Below are 22,208 nucleotides of genomic sequence, written 5' to 3' on the forward strand. Positions count from 1 at the left end.
CGTGGCTATGACGGAAGAGAAGAAATACGCACTACGCGCCGTTTTGCAACATGGCTTTAAGTTAATCGCCATTTGTTGCGCTTCAGATGATTTTAAGATTTACAACCCAGCCTCGTGGTATAGACATTACCAACTTGTAAAAGAAATCAGTCTTTTTGCCAGATGGTTGGAGAAACTAGCGTTCTATTCAGCAATTGATTTCCAAGGCTTCATTGAGGAGCATCTGTGGCAAGAATACGAAGTAATGCGTAAACAGACGCCTACTGATTCGTTTTGGTCTATCAGGCACTGCTATATACAGGAGCTTGACAGAGTAATGCCAGCAAAAGATTGATTAGCGGCTTTGCTCAACCGAATGCTTCCGCCGGCTGGCGCCTCCAATCAAATTCTTCGCCAGCGCGGCCAGTAACAACAGAAACAGCAGCCCAATCAGGACGCGGGGCCAATTGATATTCTTCATAGCAGGGCTTTACGGGCGTTGCGGCTGACTGGTATACGCCTGCACCCGCGTAACCGCATTGCGGCGCAGGTTGAGGTAAAACAAACCGTAGTCGGCAATGTGGAAGGAGTGGCGGAGCTGGGGCTGGCCGGGCAGCAGGAAGCGCGGGTAGCCAATGGGCTGGGGCACGTTGATCCACAGCAGGCCCTTATGCACCTGGGCGCCGACGACGGCGGTATCAATCCGAGCAAAGTTGAGCGGTACGCCTCCTTTGTTCAGCTGAGCCGGGGCTGGGGCGGTGTCGAGCGTCCAAGTGAGGGGGTTGGTAGCCAGGCCGCCGGCGAAGGGCGGATACTCGTTGCCCGACTCTACAGAATTCCAGCCTACGTAGCAGCCGGTTTGGGTGGAATCCTGGCAGGGCCGCATAGTCTGGTACTCGTCGGTCTTAACCTTGAAGCCGATGAGGTAGGCCACGACGAGTTGCTTGCGGAGCTTGGGGTTGGTGTCGAAAAACTCGTGTAGCAGGCGCGTGGCGTGGAAAGTACCCTGGCTGTGGCCGGCAATGATGATAGGCCGACCTTGGTTATAGTGCGCCAAGTAGTACTGGAAAGCAGCTTTTACGTCGGAGTAAGCTAAGTCCAGAGCTTCCTTGCCATTAGTGCTTTTCTCGTCGAAAAACGAGTAAAGCGTAGCCTGGCGGTAGCGCGGGGCGTAGACGCGGGCCGCAGCATTATACACCGTGGCCTGCTTGCGGATGGTGCTGTTATCGGTGAATCGGTTCAGACGCTCATCCGAGAGGTCGGCGTTCCAGGAGAAGCTCTTGTAGTACGTGGTAGGATGCACATAGAACACGTCGGCGGCGGCCTGCCGCTGCTGGTCGTGCAGGCCGGAGCCCAGCGGTACTACGTCGGCCGAGTCGCGGCGGGTGGGCAGGGCAGCCCAGGTATCGGGCTGGGCGTAGTCGGGGGCAGTAGCGGGACGGTAGGCCGTGAACTGCTTGCCGGGTTTGATGACCTTTAAGCAGGAACTCAGGCTACTGGCGGCCAGCAGCACCGCGCCCAGATACCAGGAACGGGATAGAACGGAAATTTGCATGAGTAACAGTAGCGGGAACACAAAAATAGCTCACGCAAGCCGGTTGCGGGAGCTATTCTTCTTCTGAGCAGGTTTGCGGCCGGTAGAATTTCGCCTCCCGCCTGAAACGGCAGCCGACAGTGCAGCTGCCTCCTCTGCTTAATCGGTGAAGGTATTTTCGAGCAAACGCTCCTGGCGCAGGTACTTAATCTTGTAGTTCTTATCGAAGCGCACCCGCACCTGAGCCCGGGTTTGCTGGTGCTTCTGCTGCGACTGGCGGAACGCCTGGCTTTTCTCCTGGAATGTTACCACGCGCGAGCCGTCGTCGGCCGCGTCGCTGATTTGCAGGCTGCCCGGCTCAATTTCGGTGGAAGCTTCCAGAAACTCGGGAAAGTGGCTACGGGTCAGTTCCTCGTTGATGGACGCCGGAGTAGTGTTTTGCAGAGTATAAAACCGCTCGACGGAGGGCGAAAAGTACTGAGCGGCGCTGAAGGGCGCGGCTTTCATGTCTTCGTAGTAAGCCGACAGTGTGCTTTCGATGCGGCTGCGCACGGCACTGTCGTCGGCCGCCGGAGCGGGGGCTGTAGCTTCAGCGGGCGTGGTGGCGGGAGCGGTGGTAGCCGTATCCTGGGCCGGGGCCGTAGTGGGCGGTACCACGGGTGCTACCCGCACGGTTTCGGGCGCGGCGGCGGGAGGCAGGTCGATTTGCTCGGCCTGGGGGCCTACTTCCGGAGTAGTGCTAACACTGTCGGCTTCGGTGCGGCTTTGGCTGCTCAGGTGTTCCGACTCACGGTTGCCGAGCGCGAGGTAGCCAATCAAAGCCAGCAAAGCCAGGATACCACCCACGATAAGTACCGTGGACAGCGGGTTGCGGGCTGGGGCTACGTAGGGCGTTTCGTCGGGCTCGTCGGGCAATTCATTGGCCTCGAAGCTTTCGGCGGGCACATTGGTGTAAATGGGTTCGGCAGGCCGCTCCCGGGTGTAGCTGTAGGTTTCGGTGGGCGACACCGGATTCACGGGTACCACGGGCGGGGCGGTGGGCGTTACGGGCGGCAAATCCGCAATAGGCGGCGTAATGGGCCGCTCCGGCTCCGACACAATAGGTACGATGACCGGCGGAGCAGTGGGCGGACTAGGCGGGCTGAAGGAAGTACCGGAGCCGGATACCGTAGTGGTCGGCGGCGTACCTACCGGGGGCATCGGCGTTGTGGCGGCTGGGGCCGAGGGTGTGGCTGCGCCGGGGTTTTGCTCGCTAAACAGGAGCTTGCGCTTTAGCGTGTCGAATTCGGTCTGGGTAATAGTGCCCGCGTCGAGCCACTCTTTGAGCTGGCGCAGGGTATCGAGGGGAGACGGGTCTTTTTCCATACAAGGCAGCGGTTGGGGCTATGGGGCCGGGGGTTATTTACGGTCCAGGGCCGACAAACGGTCACGCCGCTTTTGCAGCTGAATTTTGCGCAGTTCCATCTGCTGGCCGTTGGTGACGAGCTTCACGGAGTCTTCGCGGGCCTTGAGGGCGTTGCTGGCGTTGGTTTGCTTTAGGGCCTCAATGCGGGCCAGGTTGCTGGTGGTATTGGCTTCCAGGGTGGAAATTTCCTTTTGCAGGCGTTCCTTTTCCTTTTCGGCTTCCTTCAGCTGCTTTTCGGCTTCGGCAATCTTCTCCTTATAAGCCTTCTGGCGGGCGGCAACAGCAAAGCTCTGCCCCATGGTGCGCAGGGCGGCAAACTCGGTTGTGGTCTTGTCCGGATCCAGGAAAGTATCGGGGCCGAAAGCGGCGAAAATAGACAGCTCCGAGGTCGTATCCGAGGGCGAGGTAATCATCGAGTAAAAGTCGATGAGCTTGCCCGACACGCTGGAAGCCGGTGTCTGCTTGGCGGCCAGCACGTCTTTTTTGCCGACGCCAAAGACTCCGTCGCCCTTGAGGCGGATGTTGTAGGTGTCCTTAATCCAGGACTGCCAGAAGTCGCGCGTCCAGGCGGCGGTGCCTTCCACCTGCACTTTAACGGCGGCCCGCTCCTTTTTCTCGAAGTTGACGCTGCTGGTGCGGGCTTCGTAGAGCTGGGCGCTGGCCTGCGGGGCCGCAAAGCCGACTAACCCGGCCAGCGCAAGAGTTGCGAAGAAGAATTTCATAGGAAAAGAATATCAGGCAGTAAAGAAAGCAGCCGGGGCCGCGAACTAGTAAATATCGTGCCGTTCGAAGGCAGCCTGCAAATCCTGGCGCATCTGGGTGAAGCGCAGCACGGCGGCGGCAATGAACTCGTCGTCGAGCAGCTCGCGCACCTCGGCCTCGCTGGTCACGTCCATTTCGCTCACTTTGTAGGTTTGCTCGAAAGGCCCTTTTTCGAGCTTGATGAGATATTTCCCATTCCAGGAGAAGAGCGTGATTTTGGCTTCCGGATGCGGAATATCGGCGAGCTGGCGCATAGCAGCAGGGGTTGGCACTGGGTTGAACGGGCGAAGATAGGCAGCCCCGCGCAACTCCCTTGCCGGCAAGCTCGGCATAACACCCGCCCAGGGGCCGCGTACAAAACTCACATCCGATTATTGTCTCACCTAACTCCCACTTGCATCATGCCACAAGGAGATAAATCAGCTTATACCGACAAGCAAAAGCGGCAGGCCGAGCACATTGAGGAAAGCTACGAAAAGCGCGGCCTCTCGGAAGAAGAAGCCGAAAGCCGTGCCTGGGCCACCGTCAACAAGCAGGACGGCGGCGGCAAAAAGAGCGGCTCGGGCCGCAAGAAAGCCGACGATAAATAAGGCGACTCTTCTTGACCACTCGTAACCGTAAAAGGGCCTCTCCTATCCTGAAGAGGCCCTTTTGCAATTTTCGTTGGTAGCCGTTTCGGTAAAACACCGCACCGGCTAACTAACTGTATGCAGGATGGCGTAGAGTGAGGCCACCGAAATAACTACCCACAGCAGCACGGCCTGCACAAAGGGCCGTACACCTACCGAGCGCAGCACTTGGGCCGAGAGCCCAGCCCCAATCAGGAACAAAGTCAGCGTCAGGCCGATTTTGGCCAGCTTCACGGCTACCGGCGCCAGGGGCTGCAGGGCCGGCACGTAGGTATTGAGCAGCATGGCCCCGATAAATCCCAGAATGAAATAAGGTAGCTTAAGCTTGGCGCCGGGCGTTTTGAAAAGAAAGGCCGTACCCAGAGCCACCGGGATAATCCACAGGGCGCGGGCCAGCTTCACGGTGGTGGCAATCTGTAGGGCCTGGTCGCCGTAATGGCTGGCTGCGCCCACCACCGAGCTGGTATCATGAATGGCAAGGGCGCACCAGAGGCCAAACTGGTTTTGGCTCAGGTGCAGCTCGTGGCCCAGCGCCGGAAACACGAACAGGGCAATGGAATTGAGGATAAATACCGCACCCAGGGCCACCGACATCTGCGACTCGTCGGCTTTGAGCACCGGGCCCACGGCGGCAATGGCGCTGCCCCCGCAAATGGCGGTGCCGCTGGCAATAAGGTGGGAAGTTTTAGGATTCAGTTTCAGCCAACGGCCCAGAAAATACCCCAGCACTAGCGTAGTGCCGATGGAGGCCACTGTAAACAGGACACCTTCGCGCCCGGCCTGCACTGCCGCCTGGGCATTCATGCCGAAGCCCAGCCCGATAACCGACCACTGCAGCAGCTTGCTGGTCACTTTGCGGCTCAAGCTCAGGAATGGATTACCGACGACTAAAGCCACTAACAGCCCGAGCAGCAACGCCAGGGGCGGAGAACCCAGCGGCGACACGCACACCAGCACGGCCCCAGCAAAAATCAGCTGTTGGAGCGTGACGGGTAAGCCAAAAATGAAGAAAGGTTGCGTTAGGAAAGCCGCAAACGCGCTGCGGGCTTCCGCCGGGTGGGGCAGTACGGGTGGGGCGGGGTGGGAAACTTTCACGGGTGGGGCGGTAGCAATAACTACCCCAAAAGTACGCCGACCCCACCCCTTTCGATAATCAAAAATGATTATCAGTTATTACTTTAGGTTATACTAATCCGTGCTCAGCGTTTGTTGGGCATACAGCAGGAAGCGCCGGGCCGGCACTGCCAGCGGCTGCCCTTGCAGCCACACGGCCTCAAACTGCCGCTTTAAGCTCAGATTTTCGACGGGCACAATTTCCAGTCGGCTGGCTTCGATATCCTTCTTCAAGGCTTGCTTGGAAATAAACCCCAGACAGTGAGAAGCCGCCTCCAGGTAAGACTTAATAGCTTCGGTGTTGTCGAGGTAGAGGGCAATCTGTAAATCGGCCAGCTTGATTTTCTGAGCCCGTAGGGCAAACTCCAGCACTTCCAAAGTACCCGAGCCCCGCTCCCGCAGCACCAAAGGGTGACGCATGGCTTCGGCCAAGGGCAGCGGCACCTGGGGCGGCCCGGTGAGCGTGGCCCGGCGCACAGCTACCAGCTCGTCGTCCAGCACGGGCTCATAGTGCAGGTCGCGATTTTTAACCTGACCCTCCACGAAGCCCAGGTCGATGTGGCCGTAGAGCAGGGATTCGGCAATTTGCTCGGAGTTGCCATTGTAGAGCGTCAGCTCGACGTGGGGGTAGCGGGCCTGGAAGCCGGGCAGAATGGGCGGCAACACGTATTGGGCCAGCGTGGTACTGGCGCCCAGGCGCAGGCGGCCGGCCGCTTCGGCGTGCAGGCCGTGGAGCTGGTCGGTGAGTTGCTGGTGCAGGGTTTCGACGGCGTCGGCGTGGGTAAGCAGCAGGCGGCCGGCTTCGGTGAGGGTAACACGGTTGCCGCGGCGCTCAAACAGCCGCTGCCCGTAGCTGCGCTCCAGCTCCCGGATATGCTTGGTAATGGCAGGCTGGGTGATAAACAGCTCCTGGGCGGCTTTGGTGAAGCTTAGGTGTCGGGCCACCGACTGAAAAACGCGAAGACGAAAATCGGGCATGGCTGCAAGGTAGGGCTAGTTATTAGTTGTTGGTTGTCCGTTGTCAGTCAGCAGAGCTGTCATCCTGTGTTCCAGATGACAGACAACTAATTGGCTAATCGAACACCTAACAACGGGCAACTAACAACCAACAACTAGCCCTACCTTGCACTTGCAATTCCCACTTCCACCTTTCCCAATGAGAAAACCTTTCCTTGCCGCGCTGGCCTTTCTGCCCCTGGCCGCCGCGGCCCAACAATCGGTACTGACGCCGGAGAAGCTCTGGCAGCTGGGCCGCCTGGGCGAAATGCAGGTGTCGCCGGACCAGAAAATGGTGGCCTTCACCGTGACGCGCTATAGCCTGGGTGATAACAAGGGCAGCGCCGATATCTACCTGGTGCCCGTGGCCGGCGGCGCCGTAAAGCAGCTGACCAACACGCCGGCCGTTTCCGAAAACACGCTGAACTGGCGGCCCGACGGCAAGCTCACCTTCCTCTCGGGCGAAGGCGGCACCGACCAACTCTACGTCATTAACGCCGACGGCTCGGGCAAGCAGCAGCTTAGCCAGTTTCCGAAAGAGGGCCTGAGCAACCTCAAGTACGCGCCCAAGGGCAACTTTATCCTCTACACCCAGGACGTGAAAACGGGCAAGGAGGTCAAGGACTGGTACCCCGACCTGCCCAAGGCCGACGCTCGCATCATCGACGACTTGAACTACCGCCACTGGAACGTGTGGGACGACTACAAGGTCTCCCACGTGTTCTTTCAGCCCGTCGGGGCCGATGGCAAGCCGACCGGCTACGGCAAGGACGCCATGCAGGGCGAGAAGTTTGATGCGCCCCTGCAGCCCCTGGCGGGCTCCGAGCAGCTGGCCTTTTCCCCCGACGGCTACTCGGTGGCTTACACCTCGCGCAAGCTCACGGGCAAGGCCGAGGCCGAAAGTACCAACTCCGACATCTACCTCTACAGCATCCGGGACGGCAAAACTGAAAACCTGAGCCAAGGCTTGGAAGGCTACGACATTGAGCCTGTGTTTTCGCCCGACGGCTCGAAAGTAGCCTGGCTGAGCATGGCCACGCCGGGCTTCGAGTCGGACCGCAACGGCATTGTGGTCTACGACTTCAAGACCAAGCAGCGCGAGGATATTACCAAGGGCTCGGAGCAGGCCGCGGCCAATATCCGCTGGAGCGCCGACGGCAAAACCATCTACTTCGCCAGCGTCATTCAGGGCACCGACCAGATTTTCTCGGTGCCCAGCAAAGGTGGCAAAGTCAAGCAGCTCACCAAGGGCGCTCAGAACTACAACTCGTTTGAGCTGGCCGGCAAAGACCAGGTTATTGCCAACAAAACCACCATCAGCAGCCCCGCCGACCTAGTGCGCGTGGATCTGAAAACCGGCAAGGAAACCCCGCTAACATCTATCAACAAGGACGAGCTGGGCGGCCTGAAGATGGGCAAGGTGGAAAGCCGGCAGGTAACGACCACCGACGGCAAGCAAATGCTGGTCTATGTCATCTACCCGCCCGACTTCGACCCAAGCAAGAAATATCCGACCCTACTCTACTGCCAGGGTGGCCCCCAGAGCCCGGTCACCCAGAGCTTTAGCTACCGTTGGAACTTCCAGCTGATGGCCGCCAACGGCTACATCGTGGTGGCCCCAAACCGCCGCGGCCTACCGGGCTTCGGCACCGAGTGGAACAACAGCATCAGCGGCGACTGGGGCGGGCAGCCCATCCGGGACTACCTCTCGGCCATTGACGACGTGAGCAAGGAGGCCTACGTAGACAAGGACCGCCGCGGCTGCGTGGGGGCTTCGTACGGGGGCTACTCGGTGTATTACCTGGCGGGTCATCACCAGGGTCGGTTCAAGACCTTTATTGCCCACGCTGGCCTGTTTAACCTAACCAGCTGGTACCCCAGCACCGAGGAAATGTTCTTTGCCAAGCACGACATCGGGGCTGCACCCTGGGAAATGCCGCAGCACAAGAGCTACACCGACTTTAATCCCCAGCAGTTCGTGGGCAAGTGGGATACGCCCATCCTGGTAATTCACGGCGGCAAGGACTTCCGGGTACCCGAGGGCCAGGGCATGGAAGCCTTCGGCTCGGCCCAGCTGCGCGGCATCCCCAGCCGCTTTTTGTACTTCCCCGGCGAAGGCCACTGGATTCAGAAGCCCCAGAACGCGGTGCTCTGGAACCGGGTGTTTTTCGACTGGCTGGGCCGCACGCTCAAGCCCGACGCTCAAGCGGCAAAGTAACCCGACCCAACCGCCTAACGACAGACCCTGCCGACTCCGGTGGGGTCTGTTTCTTTTTTGGGTTACTGATTTTGCTGTCCTATCTTTTGGTGTCTATTTCTATAAGTCTATTATCCCATGCGCCTTCCTCTGCTACGTACCCTCCTATTGCCCGGTCTGCTGACAGCTTATTCGGGCTATGTGCAGGGCCAGATGATTTATCATCCGCAACTTTATCAGCCGCAAAACTTCCACCAATTATACTCGCCAACTCAGCATCAGGCTACAAGGCAAATAGTAGTGGCGCCGACGATTCCCATCGATGCTGACGGCTCTATTAGGCCCGAACCCGACTCCGCTACCCGGCACCAGTATGTCCGCCATCGGGTGCGCTCAGTGCTGAAAACCCGCCTCAATAAACAGGGCGAAGTACTAGACACTATTGAGTACCTCACCATTGACGAACAAGGCCGCTGGACGCAAGTAAACACCTGGAAAGGTCAGGTGCAGCGGCAATGGAGCTATAACAGTGCCGGCCAGTGCACGGCGCTAATAGAGCACCCCCGGTCGGCCCGCCCCTACACCGTTATCAGTACCTACAATCCTGCGCTGCAACGGGGCCACCAGGAAGTACTCCAGCGCAACGGCACCCACACCCTGGTTCAGGAAAAGCAGCTCTACCACAGCGGCGACACGCTGCTGACCGAAATAAAGGCCCACGAGCTGCAAGTAGGCAACTATTACTACCCGAAGTATGTGCAGCGCAGCCTGCGCCTGGCCCTTCATCCCGACACGACGCTGAGCCTGACTTACTTTTACAACAAAGACCAGCAAATCAGCAGCCACCAGTTCGATTATCTGCTCTACCAGCGCGGCCGTTTATTCGAAACGGGCAAAATAACGCTGCCCAAACCCGGCCCAGAAACGAAAGCTGCCGGCGCGGCAATGCTGGCCCCGGAGCAGGCAGTGGCAGCCCTGCGGCGGGGAACCGGGCTTCAGCCCCAGAACCGCCGTTTCTACGACTCCCAGCGCCGCCTTATTCGGGAGGAATTCACGAAGTCGAATGATTCCCCTTCTTTTCGTAGTACCGTCCGCTACACGTATAACAACCTGGGCCAGCTCATCGGCCGCGAAAGTGGCTTTACTAGTGCCGGTGCGTCTGCCCTTTCCACCTACACGGTATACTCCTATTTAGAATCTGGGCTCCTGGCGGGTGAAACCACAAATGCCCGCACCGGCGCCCGCACTTTTTACCAGTACCACTATCAGTACTACGACTAAGGCGCCCCTCCGCTAACAGCCAGCACAGCAATGGAAACCCTGATTTCCTGTTGCCCTCGTTTCGGCCAGTAGCACAGCCTGTTTTGGCGTGGCAGCTGAAAGCCAGCACCAGCAAATAAGCGGGGTAATTTGCCAGGGATGCAACGCAGCTGGGGTCAGGTAAGTACAGGGTATATTCCGTCCACACCTGACCGTTGCTGCCTCTATTCTAACCCACCGTGCCTATTCGCCTGCTTGTTCTCTGCGCCCTGCTACTTGGCTGCTGGCTACCGGCCCGGGCCCAGGCTCCCGATGCCACCGCCGATGACCAGACCGTACTCGACACGCTGTTCCTGCAGGACGAGAATCACCGGCACGTGTCGGAGGTGTACCGCTACTACACCGAGCCGTTTGCGGTAAAGCCCAGCCCCGAGCGGGCCGACAGCCTGTGGCAGGCCGGGGCTTTCCGGCCTGGCCGTTGGCACAAGGCGCTTAGTCTGGGTTTTCTGCACCAGCGCGTGTGGGTACGCATTGCCGTAGCCAATACGTCGAGTCAGCGCAGCCGCTACGTGTGGAGTATCTACAATTTCACCGACAGCGCCACGCTCTACTTCCGGCCCAATGGCTCCGAGCAGTTTCGGCGGGTACAGGCCAGTTCCTGGCAGGAAGCCGATAAACGTCCTTTCCCGGCCCGGTCCCTGAGCTTCCCCTTCGTTCTGGAAGCCGGGCAGCGGGCCGTGCTATACCTGCGCGTCGACCACCGGGCCGGGGCCCTGTACCTGCCCACCTACATCGAAACGACTGAGCAGTTTCTGGCTTCGGAAGTCGAGGCCCCGTTCGAGCGGTACTGGATTTGGCTGCTGGGCTTTTACGTAAGCAGCGCTTTGTTCAATCTGGTGCTGTTTACCTTCCTGCGCGACCGAATCCACATCTGGTACGTGGCCTACGTGGTGTGTATCACGCTTTTCCTGCTGATGGAAGACGGATTCGACGCCTGGGTGCTGCCCGCGGGGCTTTACCGCCTGGTGTGGACGGTAGGACAATTCAATTTCCTGCTGCTGGCCGCCGCCTGCGGCGTGCAGATTATGCAGTCCTTCCTGGGCCTGCGGGCCAGCTGGCCCCGGCTCTACCGCGTGGGCAACTGGCTGGCGGGCCTAGCGGCAGTATTTGTGCTGGTGTATGCGCTGCTGTTTCCGCGGGCTGTGCAAGCCGGGCCTACTTTTCCGACTATACTCAACGGGCTGCGGGAAGTACTCTTGGGAGCCTTGGCTATGTATAGCTGGGTAACGCTACTGGGCGTGCTGTTGTCGCGCCGGCGCCGACAGCTGGGCGCCTACTACGCCCTGACGTACTCCTTCTTTTTCGTGGGTTTTATGCTGTTTTGGCTAAACCACCTCGGCCTGACCAACTTCAACCTGGTGCGGCCCAACGCCCTGGCCTGGGGGCTGGTGCTGGAGCTACTAGTGCTTAGCGGCCTGCTCACCGGCCGGTTTCGGCACACCTTGCGGCAAAACGAAAAATTGCGGATCCGGCAGCTGCGGCAGCGCAATGCCCAGAGTGCCCGCCTGATTGCGGCCCAGGAAGAAGAACGGGCTCAGCTGGCCCGGGAGCTGCACGATGCGCTGGGCCCTAACCTGGCCGCGCTCCACATGGCCTGGCAGGGGCCGGCCATGCGTGAGGCCCTGTCTACTTCGCCCGCCGCCGCCGCCGTGGGGCAGCACACCGAATTGCTGCTGCGCCACCTGCGCGACGAAGTGCGGACCTACAGCCACACGCTACTCCCCACCGAGCCGGGCCTGGGCACGCTGAGCGAGTCGGTGGCGGCACTGGGCAAGCTGCACAACCTGCACGGCAGCCCGGCCGTGCGCACCTACTGCGACGCCACCGTGGATGAGTTGCCGGCTCCTGTTCAGCAGACCGCCTACCGCATTGGGGCCGAGCTGCTCAACAACGCCATTCGCCATTCCCGGGCCACGGAAATATCGGTGCAGATGCTACGCCACTCCCAAGAGCTCGAAATTATGGTGGAAGACAACGGCCGGGGCTTCACCGAGCCCCCTCCCAACGGCGGCATTGGCCTGCGCGGCGTGCGGGCCCGCGCCGATTATCTGCGCGGCCAGCTCTACATCGACAGCTCCCCGCAGGGCAGTAGCATCGTTGTCAGAATTCCTTGCTAACTAGCCCCACTCCTCGTTCTTCACGCCTTCCTCCTGCATGCACTCCCGCCCTTGCCGCCTGCTCATCGTCGATGACCACCTCATGCTCACCCAGAGCCTGGCGCTACTGCTCACCGGGCAGCCCGACATGCAAGTGGTAGGACAATTGGCTTCGGGAACGGCCCTGCTGGAATGGCTGGCCCAAATACCTGCCGCCACGCCGCCCGCCGACGTGGTGCTGCTCGACCTGCACCTGCCCGGCCCCGATGGGCTGACGCTGCTGCCTACGTTGCAGCAGTATCCGCAGCTGCGGGTACTGGTGTTCAGCACGGCGGCCTCGCCGGAGCTGATTGAGCGGGTGGCCGCGGCCGGTGCTCAGGGCTTCGTGGCCAAGTCGGCTGATGCGGAGCACCTGCTGGAAGCCATCCGGAGCGTGCATGCTGGGCAAAAAGTGTTTCCGCCGGGCTCCCGCCGGGCAGCTCCCGCTTCTGGAGAGGCCACTGAGCCCCTGCTGCGCCTGCACCGCCTCTCGAGCCGGGAGCGGGAAATTGTGGGCCTGATCCGGACCGGCCTGACCACCCGCGATATTGCCGACCGGCTGTCGTTGTCAGAGTTTACCGTGGGCACCCACCGCCGCAACATCATGCACAAGCTGGAACTACCCAATATGGCCGCCCTGCTGCAGTTTGCCTTCGACCACGGCTTGTAAAGCATTCGAGCCTCGTGGTTTTTAAGTCCTACTTATGCCCAACTCGCCATGAGGCCACTTTGGAAGCAGCTGCAAATTATTCTACTGAGTGCCGTAGTGGTTTCCTGGTTGCGCATGTGCTTTCAGGGCCTTAGCTGGGTAGATTGGTATGATTTGGCACCTGAGCCCGGGCTACGGTGGCTTGGGCGGGCCGGAGTTATGCTACTACTACTTCCACTAGTGGAGCTGTTTCGCTTCTGGTTTGTCTACGCCTTTGCCGCTATTGCCTACCAGCTCGTAATCAGGCTGCTTTTTCCCGTTCATCGGTCCTGGCTCGTGTATTTGGTGCTGGGTAGTGTGCCCGTCGCACTATGGATTTCTGCCTTCCTGACCGATGAGCGGTATACAAGACGCAGGCTCTACCTGTGGGCAATATATAGCTATACGACTTCCTCTACTACCGCTACTTGGTAAAAACCCGCCCGCAGCTGCCGGAAGCCCCAGCCCAGCTGCCTAGTTAAACCTTACTTGGTCAGAACAGCGTCGGTGGTCTTGCTGATATCGCTGCTTATTTTCTGGATAAACTCCAGCTGTTCGCGCAGCAGGTTTTCTTCGGGTGTGAGCACCTGTTTAGGAAACGCCTCGGGCTCCACGGCCAGGAAGTCGGTGGCGGGCTCCTGGGCTTCCTCGTTCAGCTTTTTCAGGCTGCGAGCCAGCCCCAGCAGCGCCTGCCGCAGTGGCTTGCGGGTGGCCGGCGCCAGGGGCTGTCCGGGCTCGGTGGAGGTAATGGAGGCAATGTTGGAAGCCAGAATATGGTTTAGCACCACAAATTCGTAGACCTCACTGCTGTTGCGCCGGGTGCTTTTGGGCTCGGACAGCATGCGCTGAAAGGCGGCCGACAGGTTGGCCGAGCTGACGTACACATTTTTGCGCACCAGCTTGTAGTCGGTTTGGCGGTAGGCCACACCCGAAATGCTTTCGGCCAGCTTGAGTAGGTAGTTGAGGTTGGCTTGCAGCACGTCGCGCATGAATACCTGGAGCTGGTCGGCCTCCCACTTCGGAAACAGGAGGTAGCCGGCCGAAAAGGCAATGGCGCAGCCGATGAACGTGTCGGTAATCCGCTCCTCAATGACGCCCAAATACCCCACGCCCAGCAGGCTAAACATGATCAGGATAAAGGGCGTGAGGCAGGTGACGGTGATGATGTAGTTGGTGCGCTGGAAGCTGTAGGAAATAACCATGAGCACCACCATCAGGGCAAACTGCACGTTTTTGTCGGGTATGAGCCACAGAATGAGCCCTCCGATAACGCCGCCAGCCAACGTGCCCAGGATGCGCTGATAGTTGCGTTCCTTGGTCAGGCTGAAGCCCGGCTTGAGCATATAGGTGGTCGTCATCAGAATCCAGTAGCTGTGGTAGCCCGGAAACAGCAGCTTGGAGGCAATAAAGCCTACCGAGCAGGCCAGCGTCATGCGGATGGCGTGCCGGAATACCGAGGAGCTGAAGGTCAGGTTGTCGCGGATGGATTTGAGGTCGACTTCGTCGTGCGAGACGAAGCGCGAATACTCCAGCTCCCGCCCGTAGGTCTGCCCGGTTTTGGCCGAGTCGAAGTAGTTCAGGATATCATTGACGCGCTGGGTGAGGTTGCGCAGGTTTACCAGGATCTTCTTTAGCACCAAGTTGCTGCCCGACGTGCCTTCCTCGCCAATAGCGTCGATGCGGGTTTTGAGGGTTTCGAGCTGGGTTTTGAGCGTGGCCCGGGTGGCGTAGGGCCGGTTGGCCTGAATGGCGGCTCCAATATGGTCCAGCTCCACGGCCATGTGCCGGATCAGCTCGGCTACCTCCCCCAGAATGCCGGTGTGGCCGAACTGGGCGCGTAGGGCCGCGTAGTCGTAGTAGGTGGCCGTGATATGCTCGTAGAGGTCCACCACGTCGATGAAGGTCACGACCAGACGCCGGCCTCGGTTGGTGGTTTCGTTTACAATCTGCCGGCTCTTGAACAGCACTTCCCGCACGGCATCCTGCTTTTCACTGACCACAACCTGCTGCGCGACCAGCCGCCGATAGTCTTCGTCCAGGTTGGTATGGAGCGTGTAAAAGTCGGCCTTGATGGTCAAAAACCGGGAAATAGCGTGGATACACTCGGCCAGGGCCTGGCGGGCAGCGCGGTGGGGCCGCACCTGATGGAGCAGCAGGCTGAGCACGGTGTACCACACACCGCCCGCCAGCAGCAGCAGGCTGTGGGGTAGTACCTGGGCCGCCGTCAGGGGTTTGTCCATGTTCAGAATCATGACCAGCAGAGCTGCCGAGCCCATGGCCCCGGCCCGGGCGCCGTACACCAGAAACATGGTAAAGAAGAAAGTCAGCACGGCCACCTCCAGGCCCAGCAGCCAGTTGGAGTAGTTCAGCGCCCCGGTCAGCAAGCCCACCAGAAAAATGCACAGGTTGCCGTAGAGCATGCCGTTGCGCTTGTGCTCGATAGGGCCGGGCAAATCGGTGATGCTGATACAGACGGCGCCGGTAGAAAGCGTCAGGCCGGTTTCGAACTGCCCGAGCCAGGAACACACCAGGGCTGGCAGCAGAATGGCGAAGGTGATGCGCAGCCCGTCGGAGAAATCCTGTCCAAAGAAGAAGTAGTGGATTTTCCGGGTTTGCTCGTTCATTGCCGCGTGGTTGCCCCAGCTCGGGGCGGTTCAGGAGCCTTATACGGGCGGCAAGGTAAGGGCTGTTGGCAAAACGGCCCAGCTCCGGGCCGCCAATTCGGGGGCTGCCCGGGACTGGGCAGGCTAAGTACGCTGGTCCTCAAAACGAAACAAGCCTTTCCCGGTGTGGAAAAGGCTTGGTAAAACGGCGGAGTACCGGTCTTAGGCCGCGTCGGTCTGGGTGTCGCGCTGGTTGACCAGCTGCCGGCAGTAGGTTTCGGCGTCGAGCAGCGTGGGCACTATCGGGATGCTGAGCGACGGCGCCAGGGCAGTCAGTTCGAGGCGGATACCGTCGCTGAGGTGGCAAAGCACCAGGCTCATACCGTGCTTGCTGAGCTTGTGGTAATAATAGGTGAGCAGTTCGGCCGCATCCGAGGGCAAGTGGTGCAGGTGGCTGCAGTCGACCCAAACGCTGGACTTGCCGCTGCGGGCCGCCCGGCTTAGCGCGCGGTCCAGGGCATCGTCTTCGTTTTCGGGTGAAACAGGCACGTCATCGGCCAGAATGAGCAAATAGCTTTCCGGCAGAATCTCACGATAAACTTCCATGCGCAATGGTCAAGAATGGTTGGCGGGTTTGGCAAGACGGGGTATTCAGGGCGGTAAGCAGAGCGAAAAAGCACGCGGGCTGGCGGCAGGTAGCCCGCCTCCATTGATGGTAGTCAAATACGATTCTGACCACAAATAGTATACGGCCCGAATATATTATTTTCAGCCGTAAGACGCTCATTACTAAATTAATAGTTTCCTAATCCTATTGCCAATTAGATTATTACAATTCTCAGCCAACTACTATTCCAGCACTGCGTTGCCGCAAGCTCTACCGCCAGAAAACGAGCTTGCTGATTGTAAACCCACAAAACCGCCTGCTCCACCCGTTGGCTCCCGACTCCGATCCGGCGCGAGTATCGTTCTAATAATCTTCTAATTACACCAAAACCCTGGCTGCTGGCGCTTCCTCATTAGTAGAGAATATCCTCAATGGGCTCCAGCCGGGACGGCAACTCGGTTTCGCCCAGCATTTCGCGCAAGTCAATTTCGATGCTGCGGCACAGGGCTGTCATCGGCACGTCGTTCATCAGGTTGTCGAAGGGGTTCTCGCTGGTGTGGCCTACTATTTCTATCGTGTTAAACACCCAGGACACCAGCACCGAAAACGGCACCGTGAGCCAGACGTGGGTAGGGCCAAGCTTGGCAAACTCGCCTAGCAGGCCCAGGGGCAGCAGCGCAATAAAGAGCCACACAAACAGGTAGCTGAAAAAGGCGTACTGCCGCGGAAACGGCGTGTTCTTGATTCGCTCACAGCCGCCCTGCAGGGTATAGAGCTGCTCTAAGGTCTCGACCATGGACACGTGCTGGAAGTCGTTGAGCAGGCCCCGCTCCTCGCGCAGAATCCGCAGCTCGGCGGCCTGCTTGCGGACCAGGTGAGCCGCCGGGTTCTGCTTGGTTCGCATCACCGCCGATTCGTCCTGGTCCAGGAAAGGCGCTACTTGCTCGTCCCAGAGCTCGGGCTGGCGGCGCAGCTGAATGCGCAGGGCATTGCACCAGGCAATGTGGCGGTACACGAGCTGGCGGTGGCGGTGGCTCAGCTCGGAGGCGCTGGCAGCCGGGGCCTGCACGTTGGGCGCATCTACCACCGACGTCACGAACTCTAGCGCCTTGATGGCCCAGGTGCGGCTGGCATTAACGATGCCGCCCCAGATTTGCCGGCCTTCCCAGAACCGGTCGTAGGAACCGTTATTCTTGAAGCCGATGTAAAACGACACGGCAATACCGAGCGTGGCCACCGGTTGCCAGGGAATAGCAAAGAAGCGCAGCCCGACTACGGCGTACAGGAAGCAGATAAAGAGCGAGTACAGTGTAAAGAGCAGCACACTGCGCCAGGCATATTTCCAAATGACGCGCCAACGAAGATTTTCCCGGATGTACACGAGCGGTGAGGTGGTGAAGTGGTGAAATAGTGAGTTTCGTTCTGGCCTGCCAGGCGTCTCACGTTAGGTGCACTACGGTGCAGGTTACTACTTACGACAGCTCAAGCATAGTGTTGAAAATGCCTGGTTGAGTATACGATAGAACGAGAAACACGCCATTTCATCACCTCACAACTTCACCTCGATGCCCATGAGCTGCATGAGCTTGCTGGCGTTGAATTCGCGGCAGGGACCGGGCGTGAGGTGGTAATCGAAGCGAATTTCGTCGCCCTCGATGGTGCTGTTGAAGCTGTAGTTGGTCACGGCCCCGGGCATTTCTTCCGCCATAGCCGACAATTCCAGGTCGTGGGTGCTAACCAGGCCGCTGGCCGCACGGGCATGCAGCTGCCGGATCAGGGCCTGGGCCCCGCGGTGCCGGTCCAGGGAGTTGGTACCCTTCAGAATTTCGTCGAGCAGGTAGAAAACGGGGGCAGGTTTAGTTACTGGTTGCTCGTCGTCAGTTGTTAGACTGTTATCAATTCTTGCTTGCTCCTTGGTAACTGTCAATTCCAGCAGCAGGCGCAGGCGCTTCAGCTCGGCGTAGAACGAGGAGGTACTTTCGGCCAGGTTGTCTTGGGTGCGCATGGCGGTGTATACCTGGGCTGGGGCCAGGCGCAGGTGCCGGGCGCAGACGGCGGCCCCGGCCTGAGCCAGCACCATATTCAGGCCCACAGTGCGCAGGAAGGTGCTTTTGCCCGACATATTCGAGCCGGTAATCACGCCCGTCTGACCCGCGCCTTTGGTGCTGAAGTCGTTGGTGATGCGCTGCCGGGCAAATATCAGCGGGTGGCCCAGCCCGGTGGCCGTGACTTCCAGCGGCGTAGTGCTCAGCTCGGGCACAGCGTAGGTTGGGTTGGCGGCCTGAAACCCGGCCAAGCTGACCAAGGCTTCAAGCTCCGCTCCTACTTCCAGCATGGCGTTGAGCTGGCCGCCGAGGCGTTTTTTCCACCGCTCCAGCCCCCACATGCACCACAGGTCCCAGAGCAGCAGGTTGTTGAAAAGAGCAGCTACCAGCGGACTTTCCCGGGCCGAGAACAGACCGGTGATGCGGGAAAGCTGCCCAATCAGGGCGGAAGCGGGCTGATGCTCGGCGCTGGCGTGCAGGGTGGCGTGCAGCTGCTGGAGGTGGGCCGACGTCCAGGCTTGGGCCTCAAACCAGGCCAGCTGGTCGCGGTACGCACGCAGGGCGTCGCGCATGGAGCTGCTGTGCAAGAAGTATTCGGCCCGGGCCACCCGAAACACGGCGTTGAGACCCGCCAGCACTAGCACCACGCTCAGTACTGCCGGCCCGGCGTAGCCGGTAAGCCACAGTGCCACGCTGCCCACAGCCACCGGCGGCAAAATCAGCATCAGCCCTTTCAGCCAACCTTTGCCCTGGAAAAAATCGGGCTGCCGGAGCCACTCGGTAAACGTGCGCGGGTCGGCATCCTGTTTGGGGTAGTGCTTGGCCCGGGCCTGCCACTCCTGCTGCCAGGCCACGTTGGGCGCCAGCTCGGCCACGGCCTGCTGCCGCTGCCCGATTACAGCCGGAGCCGAACCGGCCAGCAGCCAGCCGGCCAGCCAGTCGTGACCCAGGCGGGAAGTAGCGCGGTTCAGCAATTGGTACAACGAGTGGTTCCCGAACACGTCGAGGTCGGCGGCGTAGGGATGTGCGGCGTCGAGGTAGCGCAGGCCGGGGTCGAAGCCAGAGAGCTTGCCTTCGAGGCGGGCCAGCTCCTCCTGGTTGAGCTGGGCCAGCAGCCGAAAATGCTCCCGCTGGTAGCCCACAGCATTGTGCCAGCGCACCAGCAGTAGGAAAACTAGGTAAGCGCCGGCCACCACGGCAAAGGCCGCCCCGAGCTGACCACGCGAAAAGAGCCACCACACCGCCGCAATGCTGGCCCCAAAAGCCAGCAGCCGCACCCAGGCCACCACCCGGTGCCGTCCGGCGTAATACTGCTCCTGGGCAGTGTGCGCGGCCAGGTTTTCGGAGAACAGCTCGGCGGGAGCAACGGTCAGCGGACGGAAGGCGGAGGAGGCGACGGGCACGGGCACAAAAAAGGGTGAGAGTGTCAAAAGTAACACTCTCACCCTCTTTCCGGCCAGCTTGCCAGTAGCTTACCGCTCGAAGCGCACCGTTAGGTAGAAGTTGCGGCCCGCCGCGTTGATGCCCGAGGCAAAGGGCCGGTAGCTCTGGTCCAGGATGTTTTCCAGGCCCGACTGCACGCTCCAGCTCCGGGTAATCTGGTAGGTGGTGCGCAGGTTGAAGGTTTGCCAGCCCAAGGCGCCCACCGGCGTGTTTTGAATCAGGTTGTCCTCACCCGAAGGGCTGTATTCGGCCACGCCTTTGCGGCCGTTGAACAGTACGGAAGCCTCGGCCGTGAGCTTTTGATTTTGGTAAATAATGGCCCCGCGGCCATACACCGGCGGAATGTGGTCCAGCGGCACGTCCAGGCTCAGGTCCCGGCCCTTGGTGTAGGTTACCGAAGCCTGGGCACTCCAGTGCTTTACCAAAGCGGCGTTGAAGCGGCCACTAAAGCCATACACCCGGGCCTTGCCAGTATTGGTATTGGCCACGGTCGTGAAGGTTTGTCCGTTGTAGACGGTTTTGGTAGAGCCGTCGGGGGCGGTGTAGGGGCGCACCACAATGGCGTCGGTCAGGGTACTGTAGAAGCCGGTTAGGGCCACTTGCAGCTTGCCTTCAATGGTATTCGACACCTCAGCTTCGCGGTAGAAAATCTGCTCGGGCTTCAACTCCAGGTTGGGAATGATGAGCGTGCCGTTGTTTTGCTCAAAGGTCTTGCTTACGTCGTCGAGGTTGGGGTTGCGGAAGCCCGTCGAAACCAGGCCGCTCACCCGGAAGCCGGCCGGCAGCATCCAGACCAGACCCAGGTTGCCGTTGAGCGACGAGGACTCTTGGTCGGAATTGAGCAGATTGGACTTGAAAAATTCGGGGTTGAAGTTAGCCTTGAGCTTGACAGTGCTGAAGCGCAGCCCATCGGAGAGAATCAGGCGGGGCGTAATTTCCCAGCGGTGGGAGGCGTACACGCCAGTCGTGGCGTAGGTCGAGCCGGTGGGGTAGCGCGTGGCAATGCCGGTAGTGGCCCCGCTCACGATGTTTACCCGGGTGCCGGTGCTTTCCACATCGTTGTGGGTTACTTCGGCCCCGTAGCGCAACTCATGCTCACCGAGTTGCTTAAACAAGTCCAGGTTGGCCGACAGCACCCGCACGTCTTCCACGTTTTCGTCGCGCAGGTCTTTGCCAAACTCGCGCACCAGGCGGCTTTCCTGCACTTTCTGCACAGCCGGCGTGAAGCGGAGCAAATCGAACAGCGCCGTGGGCCGGGAATACTGAAACTGGTAGCTGGCCAAAAACCGCTTTTCCGGGCCGTAGTTCCACTCGGCCCAGCGCAAATTGCCGTTGCGGTAGGTTTGGAGCCGGTCGTAGCGGGGCACGTTGGAAGTAGTCGAATACTGTACGTTCAGGCTGTGCTGCTGGCTGGTGCTGGGCCGGTAGAGCAGCTTTTGCAGCACACTTAGGTGCCGGTAGCCCGACTGCCGCTGCATGTTCACGTTGTCGTTGGGCACCACCACGTCCTTTCCATCCTGGCGCTCCACGTAGCGCAGGTTTTCGCCGAAACCGGGAAACGACTTGTAGTCGCGGCGGCCCTTGCGCAGGTCGTCGAAGTCGGAGGCGGTAATGCTGGTCAGGGAGCCGAATTTCTGCCAGCCCAGGCTCAAGTCGGTGTGCACCGTTTTTTCCCGGGCCGCCGTGCCGTAGCGCACCAAATTGTTGGTGTGCACCCGGGGCTGGGTAGCCGTGGCACTGTCGGCGAGCTGCGGATTCTTGGTCAGGATGCTGATGACGCCGCCCAGCGCGTCGGTGCCGTAAATAACCGAGCCGGCGCCGCTGAGCACCTCAATCCGGTCCACGGCGTTGGCGTCGGTGCTGAGAATGTTCTGCAGGTGGCCGGCCCGGTAAATGGCGTTGTTCATGCGCACCCCATCTACCACCAGCAGAATCTTGTTGGCCTCAAAGCCGCGCAGCACCGGACTACCGCCGCCAAATTGCGACTTCTGCACAAACACCTGCCCGGTGTTGACCAACGCGTCGGCCGTGTTCATCGGGTTTTGCAGCCGGATCTGGGCCGCGGGCAGTACGTCAATCTGCTGGGGAATGTCGGCCTTGCGCTCCTGCACCCGGTTGGCCGACACCACTACTTCGCTTAGGCTAATGACCCGCAATGTGTCGGGTCGGGCGGTTTGGGCCGTGGCCTCTTCAAATCCAAATAACGTGGCAAATACGAAGGGTATCGTTTTTTTCATTGACCTGATAGTTGCATTAACTTCAAAGATAAGCATAACGACCGGAGGGTCAGCGGCCTTCTGCTACCACGGCAATGCACTTGAGCTCAATGGCAATGGGCGTGGGCAGGCAGTTGATTTCCACCGTGGTGCGGCAAGGCTGGTTGGTTTGAAAATACTCGGCGTAAAGCCGGTTATAGGTGGCAAAGTCGTCCTTCATGTTGGTCAGGAACACGGTTACGTCCACGAGGTCTTCCCAGCGCGAGCCGGCTTCCTCCAAGATGTAGCGCACGTTCTGGAATACGGCGTGGCACTGGCTTTCGAAGTCGTAGCGCAGGATTTGCTTATCTTCCGACAGCTCTACCCCGGGAATGGCTTTCTGCCCCCGCTGCCGCGGCCCCACGCCCGACAGAAACAGCAGATTGCCCACCCGGCGGGCGTGCGGATACAGACCAACGGGCTCCGGAGCCCGGGAAGAATTGTGCGCGGTAGAGGTTTCGTCAGGTTGCATACCGTCAAAACTACCGAATTCGGAC

General features: G+C 59.9%; 18 protein-coding genes. 6 read left to right on the forward strand and 12 right to left on the reverse strand.

Annotated elements, in window-relative coordinates; all coding sequences use genetic code 11:
* Positions 1-7: 7 nt before the first annotated feature.
* The gene (locus MUN80_RS00490; protein ID WP_244718243.1) at positions 8-334 is read left to right on the forward strand and encodes a hypothetical protein; all 327 of its coding nucleotides are present in this window, start codon (positions 8-10) and stop codon (positions 332-334) included.
* A gap of 135 nt (positions 335-469) precedes the next feature.
* Here the strand turns inward: MUN80_RS00490 and MUN80_RS00495 are convergent, their stop codons facing one another.
* From MUN80_RS00495 to MUN80_RS00510, 4 genes are all read right to left on the reverse strand, one after another.
* A complete protein-coding gene (locus MUN80_RS00495) occupies positions 470-1,534 on the reverse strand; it encodes a DUF3089 domain-containing protein (RefSeq protein WP_244718245.1) in 1,065 nt (354 codons plus the stop codon).
* Positions 1,535-1,672: 138 nt separating this feature from the next.
* A complete protein-coding gene (locus tag MUN80_RS00500; RefSeq protein ID WP_244724972.1) occupies positions 1,673-2,878 on the reverse strand; it encodes an SHOCT domain-containing protein in 1,206 nt (401 codons plus the stop codon).
* Between the two features lie 33 nt (positions 2,879-2,911).
* The gene (locus MUN80_RS00505) at positions 2,912-3,640 is read right to left on the reverse strand and encodes a hypothetical protein (protein WP_244718247.1); all 729 of its coding nucleotides are present in this window, start codon (positions 3,638-3,640) and stop codon (positions 2,912-2,914) included.
* 45 nt (positions 3,641-3,685) lie between these two features.
* The gene (locus MUN80_RS00510) at positions 3,686-3,934 is read right to left on the reverse strand and encodes a hypothetical protein (protein WP_244718249.1); all 249 of its coding nucleotides are present in this window, start codon (positions 3,932-3,934) and stop codon (positions 3,686-3,688) included.
* Between the two features lie 147 nt (positions 3,935-4,081).
* Here MUN80_RS00510 and MUN80_RS00515 point away from each other — a divergent pair, with 147 nt between their 5' ends.
* Positions 4,082-4,270: a hypothetical protein gene (locus MUN80_RS00515; RefSeq protein ID WP_244718251.1), complete on the forward strand. Its 189-nt coding sequence runs from the start codon at positions 4,082-4,084 to the stop codon at positions 4,268-4,270.
* Between the two features lie 105 nt (positions 4,271-4,375).
* Here MUN80_RS00515 and MUN80_RS00520 read toward each other — a convergent pair whose 3' ends face one another.
* Together MUN80_RS00520 and MUN80_RS00525 are read right to left on the reverse strand one after the other, a co-directional pair.
* Positions 4,376-5,404 (reverse strand): YeiH family protein, encoded by a 1,029-nt coding sequence (locus MUN80_RS00520; RefSeq protein ID WP_244718253.1) that lies wholly within the window; start codon positions 5,402-5,404, stop codon positions 4,376-4,378.
* Between the two features lie 93 nt (positions 5,405-5,497).
* Positions 5,498-6,400 carry a LysR substrate-binding domain-containing protein gene (locus tag MUN80_RS00525; protein ID WP_244718256.1) on the reverse strand — a complete coding sequence of 301 codons (903 nt, stop codon included), beginning with the start codon at positions 6,398-6,400 and terminating at the stop codon, positions 5,498-5,500.
* A 178-nt stretch (positions 6,401-6,578) separates the two neighbouring features.
* On the opposite strand from MUN80_RS00525, the gene MUN80_RS00530 reads away from it, so the two are divergent.
* From MUN80_RS00530 to MUN80_RS00545, 4 genes are all read left to right on the forward strand, one after another.
* Positions 6,579-8,636, forward strand: a complete 2,058-nt coding sequence (locus MUN80_RS00530) for a S9 family peptidase (RefSeq protein ID WP_244718259.1) — start codon at positions 6,579-6,581, stop codon at positions 8,634-8,636.
* Between the two features lie 117 nt (positions 8,637-8,753).
* Entirely contained in the window at positions 8,754-9,896 is a 1,143-nt protein-coding gene (locus MUN80_RS00535; RefSeq protein ID WP_244718261.1) for a hypothetical protein, read from the forward strand.
* Between the two features lie 218 nt (positions 9,897-10,114).
* Positions 10,115-12,052, forward strand: a complete 1,938-nt coding sequence (locus MUN80_RS00540; RefSeq protein ID WP_244718264.1) for a sensor histidine kinase — start codon at positions 10,115-10,117, stop codon at positions 12,050-12,052.
* Positions 12,053-12,089: 37 nt separating this feature from the next.
* Complete coding sequence (locus MUN80_RS00545; RefSeq protein ID WP_244718267.1) at positions 12,090-12,740, forward strand: response regulator; 651 nt, start codon at positions 12,090-12,092, stop codon at positions 12,738-12,740.
* 503 nt (positions 12,741-13,243) lie between these two features.
* Here the strand turns inward: MUN80_RS00545 and MUN80_RS00550 are convergent.
* The 6 genes from MUN80_RS00550 to MUN80_RS00575 all read right to left on the reverse strand — a co-directional run bounded on the left by MUN80_RS00550 (position 13,244) and on the right by MUN80_RS00575 (position 22,183).
* A complete protein-coding gene (locus tag MUN80_RS00550) occupies positions 13,244-15,382 on the reverse strand; it encodes an FUSC family membrane protein (protein ID WP_244718270.1) in 2,139 nt (712 codons plus the stop codon).
* 201 nt (positions 15,383-15,583) lie between these two features.
* Positions 15,584-15,967, reverse strand: a complete 384-nt coding sequence (locus MUN80_RS00555) for an STAS domain-containing protein (protein ID WP_244718273.1) — start codon at positions 15,965-15,967, stop codon at positions 15,584-15,586.
* A 413-nt stretch (positions 15,968-16,380) separates the two neighbouring features.
* Entirely contained in the window at positions 16,381-17,292 is a 912-nt protein-coding gene (locus tag MUN80_RS00560) for a bestrophin family protein (RefSeq protein ID WP_244718275.1), read from the reverse strand.
* A 225-nt stretch (positions 17,293-17,517) separates the two neighbouring features.
* Positions 17,518-19,416: a MutS-related protein gene (locus tag MUN80_RS00565; RefSeq protein WP_244718278.1), complete on the reverse strand. Its 1,899-nt coding sequence runs from the start codon at positions 19,414-19,416 to the stop codon at positions 17,518-17,520.
* Positions 19,417-19,485: 69 nt separating this feature from the next.
* On the reverse strand, positions 19,486-21,693 hold the full coding sequence (locus MUN80_RS00570; RefSeq protein WP_244718280.1) for a TonB-dependent receptor: 2,208 nt from the start codon (positions 21,691-21,693) through the stop codon (positions 19,486-19,488).
* 49 nt (positions 21,694-21,742) lie between these two features.
* On the reverse strand, positions 21,743-22,183 hold the full coding sequence (locus MUN80_RS00575) for a RidA family protein (RefSeq protein WP_244718283.1): 441 nt from the start codon (positions 22,181-22,183) through the stop codon (positions 21,743-21,745).
* Between the last annotated feature and the right edge of the window lie 25 nt (positions 22,184-22,208).

The organism is Hymenobacter cellulosivorans (assembly GCF_022919135.1).
Classification (GTDB): domain Bacteria; phylum Bacteroidota; class Bacteroidia; order Cytophagales; family Hymenobacteraceae; genus Hymenobacter; species Hymenobacter cellulosivorans.